We start from the raw sequence: 19729 nt of genomic DNA on the forward strand, positions 1-19729 counted from the left end.
GCGTACTTTTGGGTACGTGAGCACCGGAAGTGCAGGAAGCCGCCATTTGCAGGCCGGCCTGACCTGAATCTACACCGCAATCCTTGGCCTTCCCGAGGCCACCGCCACGACATGCGCCTCGATGAACATGCGCTGGGCTTCGACGGTCGAGACGCGGAATTCGGTCGCGACCTCGATCTCGGCACTGTCGGTGCCGGCATCCCTGGCGCGCTGGGCGACGATGGCGCGGACATCGGCCTCGGCCGCCGCGATCGCCGCCGCTTCGTCGAGGAAATCGCGCACGGTTTCACCCGAGGCAAGTCGAAACAGGCCTTCCTTGGGCTGGCTGACCCGGGCCTCGGCCGAAACCCTGACCTGGCCGACGACGGCGCCGAGCGCGTTGGCGACGTCGGTGTCCTCCGGCACCACGCACTCATTGCCGATCAGCGGCGGCAGGCCGGCATAGTGCAGCGGCGCTGAAGCGCCGAGGCCGATGACAGGGCGGTCGAGCGCGACGCTCAGCCGGGCAATGCCGGGGTGAGAATCGACGGCGCGCTGCACCAGCGCATGCGCCACCGTCGACGCGCCATCGAGCCCGTCCTCGGCGAAGGCGGTTTCGAGGATGTATTCCGCCGACCAGCGTGTCAGCGTCACCAGCACGCGCTCCGAGATCACCTCCGGCGATGCGGCGATGGGCTGGCCACGGCCGTCGCGCTTGCGCGCGAACAGTTCGGCGCCGAGGCGGGCGGCGGCCGGATCCCAGTTCGCCTGCTTGCCCAGCACATGGGCGGCGTCAGACGGGGTGAAGCCGGCGACATGCACCAGCCCGCGCGACACCAGCCGGTTCAAGGTCGCGTTCTGCGCGTTAGAGGTCAGAAGCCTGTCGACGGCGAGCGGAACGGCCCCAATCGCCTCGTAGAGCCGCGCTTCGGCGCCGGTTAGTCCAGCGGCAAGCCGGTCCGGCACACCGGTGCGCACTGCAAAGCGGCCGTCCATGCGGCCGGGATTGGGTGCCCGCAATTGCCGTTCGAGTTCCGCGGTGACGGCGGCGCCATGGGCCATCCCCGCCAGCGCCAAGGGCACCAGGCGGCGGGGCCCGAGCAGGATTTTCGGGTTGAGCGCGCCATCTTCCAGCGCTACTTCGGAATCGCCGCCGAGGCCGAAGGTGCGCATGGCGACGGCCTCGACCATGGTGCGGAAGCCGCCGACGGTGGCGCCTTCCGGGTCGAGCCGCGGCCGGCCCTTGTCGAGCACGGCGACGTCGGTGGTGGTGCCGCCGATGTCGGAGACCATGGCATTGTCGAGCCCGGTCATGTGGCGGGCGCCGACCAGGCTAGCGGCGGGGCCGGACAGGATGGTCTCGATCGGTCGCTGGCGGGCAAACGCCGCCGACACCAGCGCACCGTCGCCGCGCACCACCATAAGGGGTGCGGCGATGTTGCGCTGCTCGAGAAAGCCTTCGGTTGCCGCCACCAGCCGGTCGATCATCGAGATCAGCCGGGCGTTGAGCAGCGTCGTCAGCGCCCGGCGCGGGCCGCCGAGCTTGGCCGACAGCTCGTGGCTTGATGTGACCGGCAGACCGGTCTTTTCGCGGATCAGCTCGCGGGTGGCGATCTCGTGCGCCGGATTGCGGGTCGCGAAATAAGCGCAAACGGCAAAGCCGGAGACCGACACGCCGAGTTCCGGCAGCGCTGCCTCGAGCCCCGACAGGTCGAGCTTGGCCGCATTGCCATGCACATCATGACCGCCGGGGCAGAACACCACCGGGTCGGTGCCGAGTGCAGCCTTCAGCCCGTCACGGGCGAGGTCGGCCTCGGAAAAGCCGATCATCACCAACGCCACGCGGCCGCCCTGGCCCTCGACCAGCGCGTTGGTAGCAAGCGTCGTCGACATCGAGACCAGCTTGATCGCGGTCGGATCGGTGCCGGCCTTCTGCAGCACCGCATCGACGGCGCCGGAAATGCCGACGGCCAGGTCATGCCGCGTGGTCAGCGCCTTGGCCTTGGCCAGCACCTTGCCCTTGTTCGGCCCCTCTTGCTTACCTTCCGTTTCAGACCACAGCACGGCGTCGGTGTAGGTGCCGCCGGTGTCGATCCCGAGGAACAGCGGCTTTGGCTTGGTCTTGGCGGTCATTTCTGATGGTCGTCCGGCTGGGTAAATTTGTTTCCCTGCCCTTAGCCGATACGGGGCGGCCGATAAAGACGCGAGCGCTGGGCCAAGGTGGAGTTCGATCTCCCCCACAAGGGGATTGGCAGTTCCGCTAAGGTGTCGAGATTCAAGTCAGGCCGAGCCGAAAATGGTGGCTTCCGAGAACCGGAGCGGAGCGTACTTTTCGTACGTGAGCACCGGAAGCGCAGGAAGCCGCCGTTTGCAGGCCGGCATCACCTGAATATCGACACCTTAGCCCACAAACCCAACCTTCTTGTGTGTGCCATCGCAAAATGGCTTGTTGGCCGAGTGACCGCAGCGGCAGAGGAACGCGACTGTCGTGCGGTCGACGGTGTGGCCGGTGCCGGTGACGATCTCCATATTGCCCTCGAGCTTGAGCGGGCCGTTTTTCGTCGGAGTGACCTTGAGCGGGCCGTCGCGCATTTCCAGCGCCGGCGTGTCCTTCAGCGGCGGCTCGCCGGTGGCGGTGAAACCTGATTTGTTGTGGCTGCCGTCGCAGAACGGCTTGTTTTCCGAAGCGCCGCAGCGGCAGAGCGTGGCTCGATAGAACGTCTCGCCGTCGAGCACGATCTCGGCATGCACGGCCAGCGGACCGTTTTCTCGCAAGCGCACAGTGTTGACCACCGGCGGCTGTTCCTGCGGGCCGCCGTCCTTCCTGATGTAGGTGATGGCGCCAGAGGGGCAGCTTTCGGCGATGGCGACGATCTTCTCGACGCTGGCCGCCTCGGGATGGATCCACTGCCCCGGCGCGTTGGGCACGAAAACATGCGGATCGCCGAGCACGCAGTTGCGCGAATGAATGCAGCGCTTGCCCGAGAACCCGACGTCGATCTTGTCGCTTTCGACCATACCGGCCATGGCTACGCTCCTGTTGCCTGAAGCGCGTCGCATCCAGACGGACAGACGCGGCGCGCTTTGGGTATTTGTGCAGGCAATGTTTTAACGCAATTCCCGTCGGAACCGCTTCACACTTTTCCTGGAATTGCTGTACGGCTCCAGCAGGAAAACCGTCAAGCTGGCAAACCGGTCAGGGGACCAGATCGATTTCCTCGGTCTCGCCGCCGCTGCAGGTATAGCAGCAGTCCTCGCATTTTTCCTTGTTGCCGGGGCCGACGCCCCAATAGGTCTCCTCGTCGCCGTCGACCCAGGCGCCGTAACAGATCGATTCCCCTTCGTTGCAGGATATCGGCAAGGACTTGGTCTCGCCGTCATTGAGGTAGAAATCCTGGTTGTTGCCCGGCCAGACATAGTCGCGGTCCTGGCTGTAAAGCTCGAGGCGCATGGCATTGGGATGGCTGTTCTTGATGGCAAAGGTAACGTCGCCGGCATGTGCCGACGGCACGACCAGCATGACGAGAGACAGCGCGGCCAGCGTGCGGCGCGCGTAGGCATGAAACATGGTAACCCCCTGGAAAGACACGGCCTACCCGGCCGCGGGGCGACCATGGCACGCCGTGCGCGGCCGCTAAAGGGACGATTGCAACAATTCCAGACTGATTTTGGGGATATCGGAACTAAGGTACCAGATCGATCGTCTCGGTCGTGTGTTCCACGCAGATGAAGCAGCAGGTGTCGCAGGGCTGGTCGTTATCCGGCCCGACGCCGGCGGAGATACTGTCGTTGCCGTTGACCCAGGCGCCGTAGCAGATGTGTTCGCCCTGATGGCAGGAGAGCGGCACCGATTTCTGCGAGGCGGGGTCGATCAGGAATACCTGATCGTTGCCCGGCCAGACCGTTTCGCGGTCGCGGCTGAACAGCTCGACCGCAACCGCTTCCTTGCGCAGGTTCTTGACGAAGAAGGCCATCTCGGCTGCCTCGGACGACGTGGTGAAGACCAAGGCAGCAAATGCAGCCATGCGAAACAGCGTCACGGTCTCGATCTCCCGAATCATGGCGCCAGAATCGCATGCCTGCCGGGAACTAGAAAGACGCAGGGTGCTCCGCCGCGATCTGCCGTCCCAGCCTCGTCACTTGACGCACCAGAAGGTCGAGATCCTCGCGCCGGGTGCGGTGGTTGGTGATCGCCACCCGCAGCCAGTGCTGGCCATGTACGGTGGTGTCGGAGAGTGCTGCAATGCCCTCTTCCTGCAGCCGCAGCATGATTTCGGTGTTGAGCGCCTTCGGCGCCTCGCCGGCGAGGCCCGGCTGATAGCGGAAGCAGACAATGTTGATGGTCGGCAATGCTGCCAGCTCCAGTTCCGGCTCGGCCTCGATCAACCCGGCGAGGTAATCCGCCTGCGCTATGTTCTGGTCGATCAGGCGTCCGAACTTGTCGGCGCCATGCTCCTTCAGCGCCATCCACACCTTGAGCGCGCGAAAGCCGCGCGACGTCTGCAGGCCGTAGTCGTGCAGCCATTCGCCGGAGGCGAGACCGCGCGGGGTCGATTCCAGGTATTCCGGCGTCACCGCGAAGGTCTTGCGATGTGCGACGGCATCCCTGACCAGGGCGCAGCCGACCTCGAATGGCGCGTGCAGCCATTTGTGCGGATCGAGCGCGACCGAATCGGCCCATTCGATGCCGGCGACGCGATGGGCATTTTCGGGTGCAATGGCGATCAGCGCGCCGATGCAGCCGTCGACATGGAACCAGAGGTCTTCCTCATGCGCCAGTTTGGCTAGCGCCCGCAGATCATCGATCGCCCCGGTGTTGACCGTGCCGGCCGTGCCGATGACGCAGGCCGGCTTGAATCCGGCCGCGCGGTCCTCGGCGATCGCGGCGCGCAAGGCAGCGATATCCATGCGCAGGCCGGCATCGGTCGGGATGCGGTGCAGCGCCCGGTTGCCGAGGCCGAGCGCTTCCATCGCCTTGCGGTGGCAGGAGTGGATCTGGTCCGAGCCGTAGAAGCGCAACGGCTTCTCGATGGCGGCAACGCCATGCTCGCGCACGTCGATGCCGGCCTTGACGTTGCGCGCCACGGTCAGCCCAATGATGTTGGCCATCGAGCCGCCGCTGACCAGCGTGCCGCCGGCGGAAGCCGGAAAACCCAGCATCTGCTTGCACCAGTTGACCACCTGGCTGTCCATCAGCCCGGCGGCGTGGTTGCCGCCGCCGAGATTGGAACCCTGGATTGCCGCCAAAAAATCGCCGAGCGCGCCAGCAAAATTGCTCGACCCCATGTACCAGGACCAGAAGCGCGGATGGATGTTGCCCATCGGATAGGACATCACAGTCCGGGAGACCTCGTCATAGACAGCGGCAAGGGGCGACGGCGATCGCGGCAGGGGTGCCGTGAAGACATCTCTCACATCCGCGGGCATCTCCCGCCATACCGGGCGGTCGCGCACGTCGCGTAGGTAATCGACCGCATCGTCGATGACCCGGTGCGACAGGGCCTGCACATCGGCCCAGTCCTGAGGATCAAGCGTTTCCTCGGTCATGCCAAGGGTTTCCAGCACCATGTCCATGATTGGTCTCCGTCAAGCCGCCGGAAACTGGCAGCCGGGCGTCGAGCGCGACAGGGCGATCTCGTCGGCATCCATCTCGGCCTCGATGCCGTCGAACAGCGGCGTCGACATGTAGCGTTCGCCGGTGTCGGGCAGCATGCACAGGATGACCGCGCCGGCCGGCGCCCGTTCGGCGACCTGCCGCGCCACCGCGAAGGTTGCGCCGCCGGAAATGCCGGTGAAGATGCCTTCCTGGCGTGCCAGCGCCTTGGCCCATTTGATGCCGTCGGGCCCGGCAACCGGCATCACCTCGTCATAGAGGCTGGCGTCGATCGCTTCCTGCAGCACGTTGGGGATGAAGTCCGGCGTCCAGCCCTGGATCGGGTGCGGCTCGAAGGCCGGGTGGGTGGCGGGGGGAGCGCCGTCGGCAGCGCGCTGCTGCGCCTTGCCGCTGCCGATGAGCTGCGCGTTGGCCGGCTCGGAGAGCACGATGCGTGTCTCCGGCCGTTCCCTCCGCAGCACGCGCGCCACGCCGACGACAGTACCGCCGGTGCCATAGCCGGTGACGAAGCCGTCGAGCCGCGAACCGGCAAAATCATTGATGATCTCGCGCGCCGTGGTCGCCTCGTGGATGGCGGCATTGGCCGCCGTCTCGAACTGGCGGGCGAGGAACCAGCCATTGGCCTCAGCCAGTTCCACCGCCTTCTTGTACATGCCAAAACCCTTCTCGGCGCGCGGCGTCAGCACCACCTTGGCGCCCAGCATGCGCATCAGTTTGCGGCGCTCGACGGAAAAACTGTCGGCCATGGTGACGACCAGCGGATAGCCCTTCTGCGCACAGACCATGGCCAGCCCGATGCCGGTGTTGCCGCTGGTCGCCTCGACCACCGTCTGGCCCGGCTTCAGCGCGCCGCTGCGCTCGCCCGCCTCGATGATGTTGAGCGCCAGGCGGTCCTTCACCGAGGCGCCCGGGTTGAAGAATTCTGCCTTCACATAGATCGTTGCGTGGGCCGGTCCGAGATTGTTGATACGCACCGCCGGCGTGTCGCCGACGGTGTCGAGAATGCTGTCGAACAGGCGGCCGCGGCCGGCGGTGGTCCTGATTTTCTGCTGCTGCAACATCTTTTTATCTCCTCGATCGTTTGCCATCACAAGCCGGTTACAAACCGGCGGGTTGGGCGGCGAGGTTTCGAGACCTGGCCGCGCTAGGACAGACATGCCGGCATTGCGGCAATGGCGGCATCCGGCACGGAAATACGCCGCCGGATGCGCTTTGTCGGTTTCGGTGATACAGCAAGGGCCGACAGGCCAGCGTGGGAGCAGGCGTGGAAACGCACGTGGAATCCACTCGAACGAGACTGGACGGCCAAGCGACCGGCCTGTCTGTGCGCCTGCTTGGAACGCTGACGATCTCCCGCAACGGCGTTGCGGTGGCGCTGCCGGCCTCACGCAAGCTGCGCGCGCTGTTTGCCTATCTGGCGCTGGCGCCGCACGCCGTCGGCCGCAGTCGCCTGTGCGAGCTGTTGTGGGACGTGCCCAACGACCCCCGCGGCGAGCTGCGCTGGTGCCTCAGCAAACTGCGCGGCGCGCTCGACGAGCCGGATCGGCGCCGCGTCTCCACGCAAGGCGACACGGTCGCGCTTGACCTCAATGATTGCCTGGTCGATGCGCTGGAGGTCAGCCGCGCTGCGGAGCAAGGGATCGGCACCCTCGACGCGGAGCGGCTAGGGGCGCTGGCCAAACTGTTTGCCGGCGATTTCCTCGACGGGCTGGAGCTCGAACGCAGCCCGCATTTCAACAGTTGGCTGGTCGCCCAACGCCGCCGTTTTCACTCATGCCAAGTCGCCGTACTGGAGCATCTTGTTGCAAACCATCAGGCTGACACCCCGGATGTGTCCGCGCATCTCGACAAATGGGTCGAGCTGGCGCCGTTCGACACGCGCGCGCATCTGGCGTTGCTGGCCAATCTGGCGGAACGCGGTGAGATCGGCGCGGCCGAGCAGCATCTGGCGGCGGCAGAACAGTTATTTCAGTCGGAGGCGATCGATTTCGGACCGGTCAATGCCGCCTGGCGGGTGATGCGTGAGCAACGGCCAGCCGTCTTGCAGCTGCCGGCCGGCCTGTCCGCGGTATCGCAATTGGTCGCCACAGCCGGCAATACGGGCCCGGTCGAGCCGAGCCATGCTTCGCTCGCCGTCATGCCGTTTGTCGAAGAAACCGGCGGCGCGCGCGGCGGGCTTGCCGACGGTTTTACCCACGACATCATCACGCGCCTGGCGAAGCTCAGGGATTTCTTCGTCATCGCGCGCGGATCGGTGTTTGCGCTAGCCGAGAAGAACATCGCACCCGAGGATGCCGGCCGCCGGCTGAATGTCGACTATGTCGCCACCGGCACGGTGCGCAGCCCTCCCGGCCGCCTCATTGTCAGCGTCGAACTCATCGAGGTGCGCACGGCCAGGATCGTCTGGGCCGAGACGTTCGAGCGCCGGTCCGACGACATCTTCGGCTTGCTCGACGATATCGGCAACAGCATCGTCTCGTCGATATCGGCCGAGATCGAAACGGTCGAGCGCAACCGCGCCATGCTCAAGGCGCCCAATTCGCTCAACGCCTGGGAGGCCTATCACCGAGGCCTCTGGCACATGTACCGCTTCACCCAGGTCGAAAACGAGCAAGCGCGGCATTTCTTCGACATGGCCTTGCGGCTCGATCCGACCTTTGCCCGCGCCTATGCCGGCCTGTCCTTCACGCATTGGCAGAACGCCTTCCAGCGCTGGGGCGACCGTGACCGGGAAAGCGCGCTGGCCTTCGAGAGCGCCGGCCACAGCCTGCTGGTCGACGACCACAATCCGGCCGCGCACTGGGCGATGGGCCGGGCTCTGTGGCTGCGCGGCGAACAGGACGGTTCGCTTCTCGAACTGGAACGGGCGGTGGACCTCAGCCCCAACTTCGCGCTTGGCCATTACGCGCTGTCCTTCGTCCACTCGCAGTCGGGCGACCCGCAAGCGGCGATCGGCTCGTCCGACCATTCGCGCCATCTCAGCCCGTTCGACCCGCTGCTGTTCGGCATGCTGGGGGCGCGGGCGATGGCGCATGTCCGGCTCGGCCAGTTCGAGGAGGCGGCCGAATGGGCGCTGAAGGCAGCGGCACGACCCAACGCTCACGCCATCATCCTGGCGATCGCCGCACACTGCCTGGCGCTGGCGGGCCGGCTTGACGAGGCGCAGGGCTTTGCCGCCGCCATCCGCAAGACCTTGCCGAACTATTCAAGCGACGATTTCATCGGCACCTTCCGCTTCGATCCGGATGCCGCGGCACTGTTCCGGCAAGGCGCCAGACGCCTCGGGCTGGGCTGAAGCCGGGGATCATGGCCCGGAACTTCGCCTCAATTCCGCCGGGTTAACAAAGTCGGAAGGAGTTGCTTAACCGTTCCCGGCTATGTCACGCGCGGGGGGTCTGACAAAGTGAGTATGATGAGCAACAGCCCCGACAAGCGCAACGAATGGCGCGCCATCTTTTACGTGCAAGCCCGCGTTGCCATCCTGTTCGTGCCGGTTGTGGCCAGCCTGCTGATCATAGCCGCCCTTGCCGGCAACGAACGCAAATCCGTTCCCAGCACGATCGACCCGACCGTAACAGGCTCCGTGCGATAAGGCGGCGGTCGTCAGCTCTTCGGGGCGGCCGACAACGAGGAAGGGCCAGGCGCGTGGCGTGCGCTATCGGCGAGTTGCCATTTGGCGCTAAGGTCGCCCCATGGCACTGAATGAATGGGCACGGACAATCAAGCGCGACGTGCATGCGCTCTACCTCGCCGCGCGCGATCCCCGAACGCCATGGTATGCCAAGGCGCTTGCCGTGTGTGTCGCGGGCTACGCCTTATCCCCAATCGACCTGATACCCGATTTCATCCCGGTGATTGGCTACCTCGACGATGCGATCCTGGTCCCCTTGGGCATCCTTGCTGTGGTCAAGATGATCCCGCCTGAGGTGATGGCGGAACATAGGGAGGCCGCCGCCCTTGCCGTTGACAGGCCCGTGAGCCGCAGCGCCGCGGTAATCATCGCCTGTATCTGGGTTGCTTCGGTCGCGCTGGCGGGATGGCTGGGGTATCGATATTTCGCTGGCAGATTTTGAGGTCGCGTCCTTGGTTGGACGCTGTTCACCGGTCAATCGAAAAGTGCTTGCCCTAAAGAATTTTGGTCACCAGTTTGTCCAGGCGAGAGTTCTCGCGGTAAACCAGCCTGACCACGACCGCACCCAGGACGCCAGTGATGGCCCCAACGACAACGTCGGTCAGGTAGTGCGTCCCGATATAGATCCTCGACCAGCAGATCAGCAATGCCATCACGAGAAGCGCAATCGTCCGGCGCGGAAGGCCTTGCATCGCGAAGGCCGCAACAATCGCAACGGCAGCCGTCGCGTGATCGGACGGGAATGACCAGTCGGCGCTGGGCGCAACCAACAGATGCGTCACGCCTGCGTCGTAGGGCCGTACCCGATGCACGAACAGAAGAATGAACTGGTTGATTGCAAGACCCAGCAGGAACGCCAGGCCGGCCGACACCGCGGCGTGACGAACATGATTGCGGTCAACCTTAGCCCACCATTGCAGGACCACGGCCAGCACCATGAGAGGAACGCCGATTTGTGAGACACCGATCAGTGCTTTATCAAGAACAGGGCTGATACCGGCCGCGGCGTTTATCCAGTGCGTTAAAGCAGCATCCATTTGGCGTCGGTTTCCGTGATTGATCGTGAGGTGAATTTTTGAAGGCCGTCGATGAACGCCGCATCCATCAGATTTTCGAAGTCGGCGTCTGGCTCAAGGGCGCGCATGCCCTGATCGAATGCATCGGGGGGATTCTGCTTTATGTCGTCACCACCGATGCCATCGTCTCCTGGGTCAATGCTTTCACCGCAGAGGAACTGATCGAAGACCCGAACGATTTCATAGCTGGCCATCTGTCGCAGATGGCAAGCCATTTTTCGATCGCCAGCAAGGAATTCTACGCTTTCTACCTGCTCAGCCACGGCCTGATAAAGCTGCTGCTGGTTGTCGGGCTCTTGCGGGGCAAGCTTTGGTCGTATCCGGCATCGCTCGCGGCATTGGGCGCATTCATGGTCTATCAGCTCTACCGCTACTCATACACTCATTCGGTCGGCCTGCTCGTCCTCACCGTCTTCGATGCAGTCGTCATGGTGTTGATCTGGCACGAGTGGAGGGTCTTGCGACAGCACAGGCCGGCGTGACAGCCGGACTGCCGGCCTGGCCCGTTGCAGAGGCCCGGTGGCGACGGGCGCCTGTTTTGCCGGGAACCCCGTGCACCGCCGAACATTGTGTTCCAGAACAGCAACTGGAGGACATGATGACGAGAGCCCTCGACGTGAATGACAACACCGCGCAAAATCCCAAGCGCCCGCCGCAGCCGCGGCCCGATGACGACCTGAAGAAAAAGAAGGTTGAAGGAATAGCCTTCCAGGTGAACGAGAACAGCGTGGACAACCAGGAGCCCGCGTCTGCATCGCCAAAGCGAGGTTGAGCGCGAAATCCGGCCCCTGACGATCAGGCAAGAGCCCGGGAGAACCGGGGTCAGACTGCTGACAAACCCCGTCTATTTTAGGCGGGGTTTTGTTTTATGCGACTGAACGGGTTAGCGATTTCGTTGTCAGGACAATTTGACAGGAGGTTGCAGGACGGGGACCCGTGGTTCGCTGGCCTCAGGCGATGCCTGGTTTTGGCTTTGGCCACAGGCAAAGGGCGATTTTCTTGATGTTCTGGGCGGCGGCTGCAATCAGGCACTGGCAGGCGACGCGAACGTGACTTCGGAAGCGGGCGTAGCGGTGGCCATGCAGTTGCTTGGCGTCCGCGAAGGAGCGCTCGACGGTCTCCTTGCGGCGGCGGTAGATAAGCTTGCCCCAGCCGGTGAGGCGATTGGCGTCGATGCGCTCTCGCGCATCTTGCCAGACATGGCGGGTGATGGTGCGTGTCGCGGCGGCGTTGGTCGTGCAGGAGGCCAGCAGCGGGCAGGTTTGGCAAATGGCCGGGTCGCTCTTGTATTGGCGGTAGCCGTTGCGATCGGTGGTGGCGTAGCTGAGAAGCTGGCCCTGTGGGCAGCGATAGCCATCCAGATCCGGCTCATAAGCGAAGGCGGTTTTCCTCATCATGCCGGGCTTGGGTGGTGTTGGATTGCGATAGCCGGTGACGCCGAGGATGTCGCGGTCCTCCAATCCCTTGGCGATGCCAGCGGTTGCGTATCCCGCATCGAGCCCAACCGCCCCCACTTGGAAGCCGAAGCGTTGGCGCTGTCGGTCGAGGCGTGAGAGATAGACGATCGAGTCATGCACGTTGGCCGGCGTGGCATGGGTGTCGGTGATGATGGCATGGGCGGCGTCCACCGTGCGGTGGTCGAGATAGAAGAAGCCCTTCGGCTTGCCGTCGCGCACCATGTAGCCGCTGTCGGGGTCGGTACGCGACACCTTGGTCTGCTTCTCGGCGGGCTGGCGTTCCTTCTCCTTCAACGGCTTCTTGCCATGTTGGACCCGGTCCTCCTCGATCGCGGCGTCCAGCGCTTCCCAGTAGTCGGCGCGCGACTTGGCCACCACCGCAAGGTCGAAGCGGTTCTTGTTGGCGCTGGCCTTCAGATGCGTACTGTCGGTGTAGAGCACTGTGCCGTCGACAAGCCCATGCCGGATCGCCTGCTCGACGATCCTGTCGAAGATACCCTGCGCGATGGTCTCATCCTGATAGCGCCGGCGTCGGTTCTGCGACAGCGTCGAGGCGTCGAACACCTTGTCCGTCAGCTTCAGCCGCAGGAACCAGCGATAGGCGACGTTGACCTCGATCTCGCGCACCAACTGGCGTTCCGAGCGAACCCCAAACAGGTAGCCGATGAACAGCGCCTTGAACATCAAGGTCGGGTCGAGCGGCGGCCGGCCATTGTCGGCGCAGTACAGCGGCGCGGTCAGATCGTGGATGAACGAAAAGTCGATCGCGCGCTCGATCTTGCGCAACAGATGATCAGCCGGAACAAGCTGATCCAACGTTACCATCTCAAGCGCGGTCTGTTCGGGGGCGGGTCGCTTCAACATGACCCAGTGAATCAAAAACCCCCAGCAAAAGCCAGGGGTTTGTCAGCAGTCTGAGCCCGGGAGAACCGGGCTTTTTTCCTTTTGGGGCTCCAGCCCATCGGCGCTGGCTCAATAGAATCGCGGGATCGGACCGTTCTGGGGCGTCGTGCGGTCGCCGAGGTCGAGAAAGGCCTCGTCGATGTAACACCAGCCCCAGCCTTCCGGCGGATCATAGCCCTCGATGATCGGATGACGGGTGGCGTGAAAATGCTTGGTGGCGTGACGGTTGGGCGAGTCGTCGCAGCAGCCGACATGGCCGCAGGTGCGGCATAGCCGCAGGTGCACCCATTGCGAACCGCTCTTCAGGCATTCCTCGCAGCCGAGCGCGCTCGGCGTCACGTCCTTGATCTCAGCCGCATGTCTGCATTCATCCGCCATCACACTCTCCCGATCAATTGAGGCGCGACGGCGTGGCTGCCGTCTTGCGCTAGATAGGCGTGCAACGCCGCCACCACCTGGGCACCCTCGCCGACGGCCGCCGCGACGCGCTTGACCGAGCCGGCACGGACGTCGCCGATGGCAAACACACCGCTGCGGCTCGTCTCCATCACCCCATGCGCCGATCCCAGGTCGGATCCGGTGCGCACGAAACCGTTGGCATCCAGCGCCACGTTGCAGTGCGCCAGCCAGTCCGTATTCGGGTCGGCGCCGATGAACAGGAAGAGATGGCGGATCGGGCGCGTCGTTTCCACGCCGCTGGCGCGGTTGCGCCACCGCACGGCGGCAAGATTGCCTTCGTCGCCTTCCAGCGCTCGGACCTCGGTCCCGGTCAGCACCTCGATGTTCGGCTGCGCCTTGATGCGCTCGACCAGATAGCGCGACATGCTGGCATCGAGGCTGCCGCCCCGCGCCAGCAGCGCCACCTTGTGCACGTGGCTGGCCAGGTAGACAGCCGCCTGTCCGGCCGAATTGCCGGCACCGACCAGCGCCACCTCCTGGCCCTGGCAAAGCCGCGCCTCGATCGGCGAGGCCCAATAGTGCACACACGTCCCCTCAAACCGCGCCAGATTGGCGACATCGAGGCGGCGGTAGCGCGCACCGCTGGCGATCACCACGGTGCGCGTCCGCACGGTCTCGCCATCGCCGACATCAAGCGTGTAGCGGGCACCGTCGGTCCCAGCGCTCAGCAGCTTCGCCTCGTCGGGTATCACCATTTCAACGCCGAATTTCTGCGCCTGGTTGTAGGCGCGCGCCATCAGCGCCATGCCCGAAATGCCGGTCGGAAAACCGAGATAGTTCTCGATGCGCGAGGAGGCGCCGGCCTGCCCACCGAAGGCCCGGCAATCGAGGACGATGGTCGACAGACCTTCGGACGCCGCATAAACGGCCGCCGCCAGCCCCGCCGGCCCGGCGCCGACGATGGCGACGTCGTACAATTTGTCGGCATCGATCGGCCGCAGCAGGCCGATGCAGCGGGCGAGGTCCTTCTCGCCGGGATTGAGCAGCAGCCGGCCGCTCGGACACAGCACGATCGGCAGATGGTGGAGGTCGACATCGAAGCGCTCGACCAGGGTTTTGGCGCAGGGGTCGCTGTCGGAGTCGAGCACGCGGTGCGGCTGGCCGCTGCGGGCCAGGAATCCCTGCAGCCGCAAGACGTCGGCATTGCCGACGGGTCCGATGATGATCGGCCCGCTGGTTGCGCTTTCCAGCAGCCCGACACGGCGCAGGATCAGCGCCCGCATGATGCGCTCGCCGAGATTGGCCTCCTGCACCATCAGGTCGCGCAGCCTCTGCGAGGCTATGACGAACGCCTTCACCGGCTCGGCCGCCTGCGCATCCACCAGCGAGGGGCGGGCCGAAAGCTGGGCCAGTTCGCCGACGAAGCTGCCCGGACCGTGCGTGACGATCGTTTCGCGCCGGCCGAGCCCGCCGTCCTGGATAATGTCGACCTTGCCCGACAGGACGACGATCAGGCCGGGCGCCACATCGCCGGCCGTGACGATGTACTCGCCGGTGGCGTAGGCGCTGGCCTCGCCGAACCGGCGCATGCGGTCGATATCGGCTTCAGCCAGCGTGGGAAACGCCTGATCGCGACGGGCGCCGAAGATCGGGTTGGTGGTCGTTTGAGACATGGTTTCGACCGTACCGAACCGGCGGCGCAGTTTGAAGCGGTTTGTTCAGCGCCTAGCCGGGAGGAGAGGTTGGCGGCAAAGAAAAAGCCCGGACGAACCGGGCTTTTTCTTTGGGTCTCTGAACCGTCGAATGGTTCGAAACGGGAATTTGGTGCCCAGAAGAGGACTCGAACCTCCACTCCTTGCGGAACACGGACCTGAACCGTGCGCGTCTACCAATTCCGCCATCTGGGCTGGTGCGGGCTCATGTAAGCGGGCAAGCGATGTGTGTCAACGCGCTTTTTTCAAAGCATGATCCCGAAAAGTGGGAACCGGTTTTCGGAAGAGATCATGCCCAATCAAGAAAGGCTTGCCGCTTGCCGGCTCAGCTCTCCAGGACTTCCTTGGAAGCCACCGTCGAATCCGCGTTGAGCGTGTAGATGACCGGCACGCCGGTGCCGAGTTCCAGCTTGACGATCTCCTCGCCGGACTTGCCGTCCAGCGCCATGATCAGCGCGCGCAGCGAGTTGCCGTGCGCGGCGACCAGCACGGTGCCGCCGCGCAGCACGTGCGGCTGCAAATCGTGCAGGTAGTAGGGCCAGACACGCGCGCCGGTGTCCTTCAGGCTTTCGCCGGCGGGCGGCGGCACGTCGTAGGAGCGGCGCCAGACATGCACCTGCTCCTCGCCCCATTTCTTGCGGGCATCATCCTTGTTGAGGCCGGAGAGATCGCCATAGTCACGCTCGTTCAGCGCCTGGTCGCGGATGGTCGTCAGATCGCTCTGGCCGACGGCGTCGAGAATGTGCTGGCAGGTCTTTTGCGCCCGGATCAGCGCCGAGGTGAAGGCGATGTCGAACTTCAGGCCGCGCGCCTTGAGTTTTTGGCCTGCGGCCTTGGCCTCGGCGTGGCCGAGCTCGGTCAGGTCGACGTCGCGCCATCCGGTGAACAGGTTCTTCAGGTTCCATTCGCTCTGGCCGTGGCGCACGAGCACGAGGGTTCTCGACATGTTTGCTCCTTCAAATTGCCAGATAGGCAGGTTGGCAGATTGGCCGCTCAGCTGAGGCCGAGCACGTCCCGCATCGAATAAAGTCCCGGCTTGCGGCCGCGCGCCCATAGCGCCGCCTTGACGGCGCCGCGGGCGAAGATGGCGCGGTCCTCGGCGTGGTGGGACAGGGTGATGCGCTCGCCGGTACCGGCCAGCATCACGCTGTGGTCGCCGACCACCGAGCCGCCGCGCAGCGAGGCAAAGCCGATCGAGCCGGTTTTGCGTACGCCGGTGTGGCCGTCGCGGACACGCACATCGTTGCCGGCGAGCGCGATGCCGCGCCCGGCGGCGGCGGCCTCGCCGAGCAGCAGCGCCGTGCCCGACGGTGCGTCGACCTTGTGCTTGTGGTGCATTTCGAGGATCTCGATGTCGAAATCGTCGGCGTCGAGCACGCGTGCCGCCTGTTCGACCAGCACCGCCAGAAGATTGACGCCGAGGCTCATATTGCCCGACTTGACGATCGTCGCGTGGCGCGCCGCCGCCGCGATCTTGGCGTCATCGTCGGCGGAGCAGCCGGTGGTGCCGATGACATGGGCGATGCGCGCCTGCGCCGCGTAGCCGGCGAATTCGACGCTCGAGGCCGGCGTGGTGAAATCGAGCACACCGTCGGCCCTGGCGAAGACCGGCAGCGGGTCGTCGCCGATCGGCACGTCGATGCGGCCGACGCCGGCAAGTTCGCCGGCATCCTTGCCCAGATAGGGTGAGCCGGCACGCTCGACGGCGCCGATCACGCGGACGCCGGGAATGGTGTGAATGGCGCGGATCAGCGTCTGCCCCATGCGGCCGGCAGCACCTACCACGACCAGGCCCATATCGCTCATGAAGGTCTCCCGACCGCCTTTTTCGCGCGGCTGCGCGGCGGCGGAGTTTGGATTGGCTTGGCGTCGTCGACAAGCCCCAGCCCCTTTTTGCCCTGTACCCGGTGGAAGCGGGCATAGACGCTGTGCGGATCGGCCATCAGCGAGGCATGCGTTCCCTGTTCGACCAGATGGCCCTGTTCAAGCACGATGATGTGGTCGGCATTGACCACCGTCGACAGCCTGTGCGCGATGACGATGGTGGTGCGCCCTGCCATGACCTGGATCAGCGCTTCCTGGACCCGCGCCTCGGCCTCGTTGTCGAGCGCCGAAGTCGCCTCGTCGAGCAGAAGGATCGGCGCCTGCCGCACGATGGCGCGGGCGATCGACACGCGCTGGCGCTGGCCGCCCGACAAGGTCACGCCGTTTTCGCCGACGGGCGTGTCGTAGCCCTGCGGCTGCTGGCGGATGAAGCCGTCGGCCTCGGCCTGCAGCGCGGCCTGTTCGATTTCGGCGTTGGTGGCATTCAACCGGCCATAGCGGATGTTGTCGCGGATGGTGCCTTCGAACAGATAGGGCTGCTGCGAGACATAGGCGATGGAGCTGCGCAGCGAGTGCTTGGTGACCTTGGAAATGTCCTGGCCGTCGATCTCGATCGTTCCCGCCTCGACATCGTAGAAGCGCTGCAGCAGCGCCACCAGCGTCGTCTTACCGGCGCCGGAGGCGCCGACGATGGCGGTCATCTTGCCGGCTGCGGCGACGAAGCTCAGGTCCTGCAGCACCGGCGCCTCCTCGACGTAGCGGAAGGACACGTTGTTGAAGCGCACTTCGCCGGTGGTGAACCTGGCCTCGGCGGCTCCCGGCGTGTCGCCTTGCTGCGGCTCGAGATCGAGAAGTTCGTAGATCATGCGCGCGTTGACCAGCGCGCGTTCCATGCCGACTTGCATGCGCGCCAGCCGCCGTGCCGGATCATAGGCGAGCAACAGCGCGGTGATGAAGGAAAAGACCGCACCCGGCGGCTGTCCAAGAACGATCGCCCGGTAGCCGGAATAGGCGATGACACCGGTGACGGCAAGACCGGCCAGCATGTCGGAGATCGGCGCCAGCCGTTCCGAGACGCGGGCGATCTTGTTTCCCCGCTGCTCGGCGCTGTCGGCGAGCGCGCCGATGCGGCGCGACAGCTCCTCTTCCATGGTGAAGGCCTTGACGATGGCAATGCCTTGCGTGGCCTCCTGCACGGCGCCGATCAGCCGCGAATTGATCTGCACCGATTCGCGGGTGATGCGGCGCACCCGGCGCATCAGATAGGTGACAGTCCAGATCAGCGGCGGTCCGATCAGCAGAGAGCTCAGGGAGAGAACGGGATCCTGGTAGATCATGACCCCAAGAAGGCCGAGCAACGTCACGCCATCGCGCGCGATCGACGTGAGCGTCATCGACAGGAGGTCGCGGATGCCGTTGACGTTCTCGTTCATCTGGGCAGCCAGCCGGCCCGAACGCGTGTCGCTGAAAAAGCCGACGCCGAGCTTCATCAGATGGTCGAAGAGGCGTTTCTGGTAGCGCGCCACCAGATTGTTGCCGACCTTGGCCAGCGTCACCGCCTGGCCGTAACCGGCGAAACCGCGCACGAGGAAGGCCGCCATGATGGCGGCGCAAATCCACACGATCAGATCGCCGCGTCGTTCATAGAATATCGAGTTGACGACGGGGCTCATGACCCAGGCGGTGAAGGCGGTCGTCGCGGACACCGCGATCAGGCAGGCAGCGGCAAAAGCATAGGACCAGCGGTAATCACGGCCGTTTTCAGCGATAATGCGGCGGAGCACCGCCGTGACCGCACGGGGCGTGACTTTCGGCTTGTTGGGTATCTGAAATGTCAAATCGGAGCGCTTCACAGGTTCCTGCTTCCCGTGGCCGGGTTGCGATTCGGCACTCTCTTAGCGCCAAGGGGCCGGCTTGCCTATGCCTTGGGGTGACTAACTTCGTCGCGCCAGCGGCGGTCCGCGGTCTGGACCCCGAACAGCGACGGGTTTCTGGCATAGGCGGCAAGGCCCAAAAGCGCTGCCAGCGGGTCGGTGATCACATAGACCGGCATGGTGCGCATGAGCGCGCTGTGCGGCGCCTTGTCCTCGAAGGCGGCACGGAAATTGCCGGCTTTCAGCGCCGGCACGATCTTCTGCGCGATGCCGCCGGTGAGGAACACGCCGCCGCGGCTCATGAACACCAGCGCAAGATCGCCGGCGGTGCGCCCGAGGCAGGTGACGAAGGTCTCCACCGCCTCTTCGGCAACCGGATCGGTCTTGGCCAGTGCCGCGGCGGTGACTTCCGCCGGCGTGGTGAAGGGGGCAGGCTTGCCGTCCGCCTTGGCCACCGCCCGGTAGACGTTGACGAGGCCGCGTCCGCACAGGATCTGCTCGCCCGAAATGCGGCCCTCGAGCTTCTCGATATGCGGGAAAACCTCGAAATCGCGCGGCGTGCGCGGGCCGATGTCCATATGGCCGCCCTCGCCCGGCACCGGTATCCAGTGGCGAAGCGCATAGACCAGCCCGGCAACGCCGAGCCCGGTTCCGGGACCGAGCACGACGCGCCCGGCATTTGGCTCCGGCGTGCCGCCGCCGATCTTTTCCATGTGCTCCTCGCCGAGCGCGACGACGGCCAGCGCCTGCGCCTCGAAATCATTGAGCACGACGATGTCGCTCAAGCCCAGGCTGGCGAACATCTGCCTGGGCTTGACGATCCACGGGCAGTTGGTGAGCTCGATCTCGTCGCCGTCGACCGGGCCGGCCACCGCCAGCACCGCCGAATTGGGGCGGACCGACGAGCGGTCGAGCACGGCAGCCTGGATCGCCTCATCGATGGTGTTGTAATTGGCGGTCTGCACAATGGTCGGCTCGCCGGCCTCGGAATTGGCGTCGAGCACGATCGAGAAGCGCGCATTGGTGCCGCCAATGTCGCCGATCAGGATCGGAAACCGCAACAAAGTATCGTCATCGCCCGTGCTTGGCATGCTCTCGTCCGTCCCCGGCGCCCGCGACGGCGCAACGCCGTTCTCCCGTTGACTAGCGCATGAGTTTGAAAAGGGAAACGGTTTTCGAGGCCGCTGTCACGGTGAGACAGGTTCTGCGGCCAAACGGCCACTATTTCGCAAAAACGGCACGGCTAAACCGGTTCAACCC

General features: G+C 64.9%; 19 protein-coding genes and 1 tRNA gene. 5 read left to right on the forward strand and 15 right to left on the reverse strand.

The annotated features are described in order from the left end of the window. Positions 1–69: 69 nt before the first annotated feature. The 6 genes from CGZ66_RS09375 to CGZ66_RS09400 form a co-directional block, all read right to left on the reverse strand. Positions 70–2112, reverse strand: a complete 2043-nt coding sequence (locus CGZ66_RS09375) for a hydantoinase/oxoprolinase family protein (protein WP_095083720.1) — start codon at positions 2110–2112, stop codon at positions 70–72. Between the two features lie 267 nt (positions 2113–2379). Continuing rightward, a complete protein-coding gene (locus CGZ66_RS09380; RefSeq protein ID WP_095083722.1) occupies positions 2380–3006 on the reverse strand; it encodes a CDGSH iron-sulfur domain-containing protein in 627 nt (208 codons plus the stop codon). A 169-nt stretch (positions 3007–3175) separates the two neighbouring features. After that, a complete protein-coding gene (locus tag CGZ66_RS09385) occupies positions 3176–3547 on the reverse strand; it encodes a hypothetical protein (protein WP_095083724.1) in 372 nt (123 codons plus the stop codon). Positions 3548–3662: 115 nt separating this feature from the next. Further along, positions 3663–4040 (reverse strand): hypothetical protein, encoded by a 378-nt coding sequence (locus CGZ66_RS09390; protein WP_245331047.1) that lies wholly within the window; start codon positions 4038–4040, stop codon positions 3663–3665. A 28-nt stretch (positions 4041–4068) separates the two neighbouring features. Then, a complete protein-coding gene (locus CGZ66_RS09395) occupies positions 4069–5553 on the reverse strand; it encodes a pyridoxal phosphate-dependent decarboxylase family protein (protein ID WP_095083725.1) in 1485 nt (494 codons plus the stop codon). A gap of 12 nt (positions 5554–5565) precedes the next feature. Next, positions 5566–6654, reverse strand: coding sequence for a PLP-dependent cysteine synthase family protein (locus CGZ66_RS09400; RefSeq protein WP_095083726.1), 1089 nt, complete (start codon positions 6652–6654; stop codon positions 5566–5568). 215 nt (positions 6655–6869) lie between these two features. Here CGZ66_RS09400 and CGZ66_RS09405 point away from each other — a divergent pair, with 215 nt between their 5' ends. The 3 genes from CGZ66_RS09405 to CGZ66_RS09415 all read left to right on the forward strand — a co-directional run bounded on the left by CGZ66_RS09405 (position 6870) and on the right by CGZ66_RS09415 (position 9666). Next, positions 6870–8888 carry a transcriptional regulator gene (locus CGZ66_RS09405; RefSeq protein WP_167392044.1) on the forward strand — a complete coding sequence of 673 codons (2019 nt, stop codon included), beginning with the start codon at positions 6870–6872 and terminating at the stop codon, positions 8886–8888. Positions 8889–9005: 117 nt separating this feature from the next. Continuing rightward, positions 9006–9185, forward strand: coding sequence for a hypothetical protein (locus CGZ66_RS09410; RefSeq protein WP_164548818.1), 180 nt, complete (start codon positions 9006–9008; stop codon positions 9183–9185). A 100-nt stretch (positions 9186–9285) separates the two neighbouring features. Continuing rightward, the gene (locus tag CGZ66_RS09415) at positions 9286–9666 is read left to right on the forward strand and encodes a YkvA family protein (protein WP_095083729.1); all 381 of its coding nucleotides are present in this window, start codon (positions 9286–9288) and stop codon (positions 9664–9666) included. A gap of 52 nt (positions 9667–9718) precedes the next feature. Here the strand turns inward: CGZ66_RS09415 and CGZ66_RS09420 are convergent, their stop codons facing one another. After that, positions 9719–10261, reverse strand: a complete 543-nt coding sequence (locus CGZ66_RS09420; protein ID WP_095083731.1) for a phosphatase PAP2 family protein — start codon at positions 10259–10261, stop codon at positions 9719–9721. A gap of 38 nt (positions 10262–10299) precedes the next feature. On the opposite strand from CGZ66_RS09420, the gene CGZ66_RS09425 reads away from it, so the two are divergent. Together CGZ66_RS09425 and CGZ66_RS39820 are read left to right on the forward strand one after the other, a co-directional pair. Beyond that, positions 10300–10782 carry a DUF2127 domain-containing protein gene (locus CGZ66_RS09425; RefSeq protein ID WP_095083733.1) on the forward strand — a complete coding sequence of 161 codons (483 nt, stop codon included), beginning with the start codon at positions 10300–10302 and terminating at the stop codon, positions 10780–10782. Between the two features lie 116 nt (positions 10783–10898). Then, entirely contained in the window at positions 10899–11072 is a 174-nt protein-coding gene (locus CGZ66_RS39820; RefSeq protein WP_167391996.1) for a hypothetical protein, read from the forward strand. Between the two features lie 178 nt (positions 11073–11250). Here CGZ66_RS39820 and CGZ66_RS09430 read toward each other — a convergent pair whose 3' ends face one another. The 8 genes from CGZ66_RS09430 to CGZ66_RS09465 form a co-directional block, all read right to left on the reverse strand. After that, positions 11251–12621 (reverse strand): IS1182 family transposase, encoded by a 1371-nt coding sequence (locus tag CGZ66_RS09430; protein WP_095081263.1) that lies wholly within the window; start codon positions 12619–12621, stop codon positions 11251–11253. A 108-nt stretch (positions 12622–12729) separates the two neighbouring features. Further along, on the reverse strand, positions 12730–13038 hold the full coding sequence (locus CGZ66_RS09435) for a UBP-type zinc finger domain-containing protein (protein ID WP_095083735.1): 309 nt from the start codon (positions 13036–13038) through the stop codon (positions 12730–12732). Next, the gene (locus tag CGZ66_RS09440; protein ID WP_095083736.1) at positions 13038–14732 is read right to left on the reverse strand and encodes an FAD-dependent oxidoreductase; all 1695 of its coding nucleotides are present in this window, start codon (positions 14730–14732) and stop codon (positions 13038–13040) included. The genes CGZ66_RS09435 and CGZ66_RS09440 overlap by 1 nt, the downstream gene beginning before the upstream one ends. Before the next feature lie 149 nt (positions 14733–14881). After that, positions 14882–14966: transfer RNA gene (locus tag CGZ66_RS09445), tRNA-Leu, on the reverse strand. A gap of 130 nt (positions 14967–15096) precedes the next feature. Next, the gene (locus CGZ66_RS09450; RefSeq protein WP_095083738.1) at positions 15097–15717 is read right to left on the reverse strand and encodes a 2,3-bisphosphoglycerate-dependent phosphoglycerate mutase; all 621 of its coding nucleotides are present in this window, start codon (positions 15715–15717) and stop codon (positions 15097–15099) included. 47 nt (positions 15718–15764) lie between these two features. Continuing rightward, the gene (gene dapB / locus CGZ66_RS09455; RefSeq protein WP_095083740.1) at positions 15765–16577 is read right to left on the reverse strand and encodes a 4-hydroxy-tetrahydrodipicolinate reductase; all 813 of its coding nucleotides are present in this window, start codon (positions 16575–16577) and stop codon (positions 15765–15767) included. After that, positions 16574–18433 carry an ABC transporter ATP-binding protein gene (locus tag CGZ66_RS09460; RefSeq protein ID WP_095084359.1) on the reverse strand — a complete coding sequence of 620 codons (1860 nt, stop codon included), beginning with the start codon at positions 18431–18433 and terminating at the stop codon, positions 16574–16576. Before CGZ66_RS09460 ends, dapB begins: the two co-directional genes overlap by 4 nt. Positions 18434–18513: 80 nt before the next feature. Next, complete coding sequence (locus CGZ66_RS09465) at positions 18514–19560, reverse strand: glucokinase (RefSeq protein WP_095083741.1); 1047 nt, start codon at positions 19558–19560, stop codon at positions 18514–18516. Positions 19561–19729: the final 169 nt, after the last annotated feature.

The organism is Mesorhizobium sophorae, assembly GCF_002270415.1.
Classification (GTDB): Bacteria; Pseudomonadota; Alphaproteobacteria; order Rhizobiales; family Rhizobiaceae; genus Mesorhizobium; species Mesorhizobium sophorae.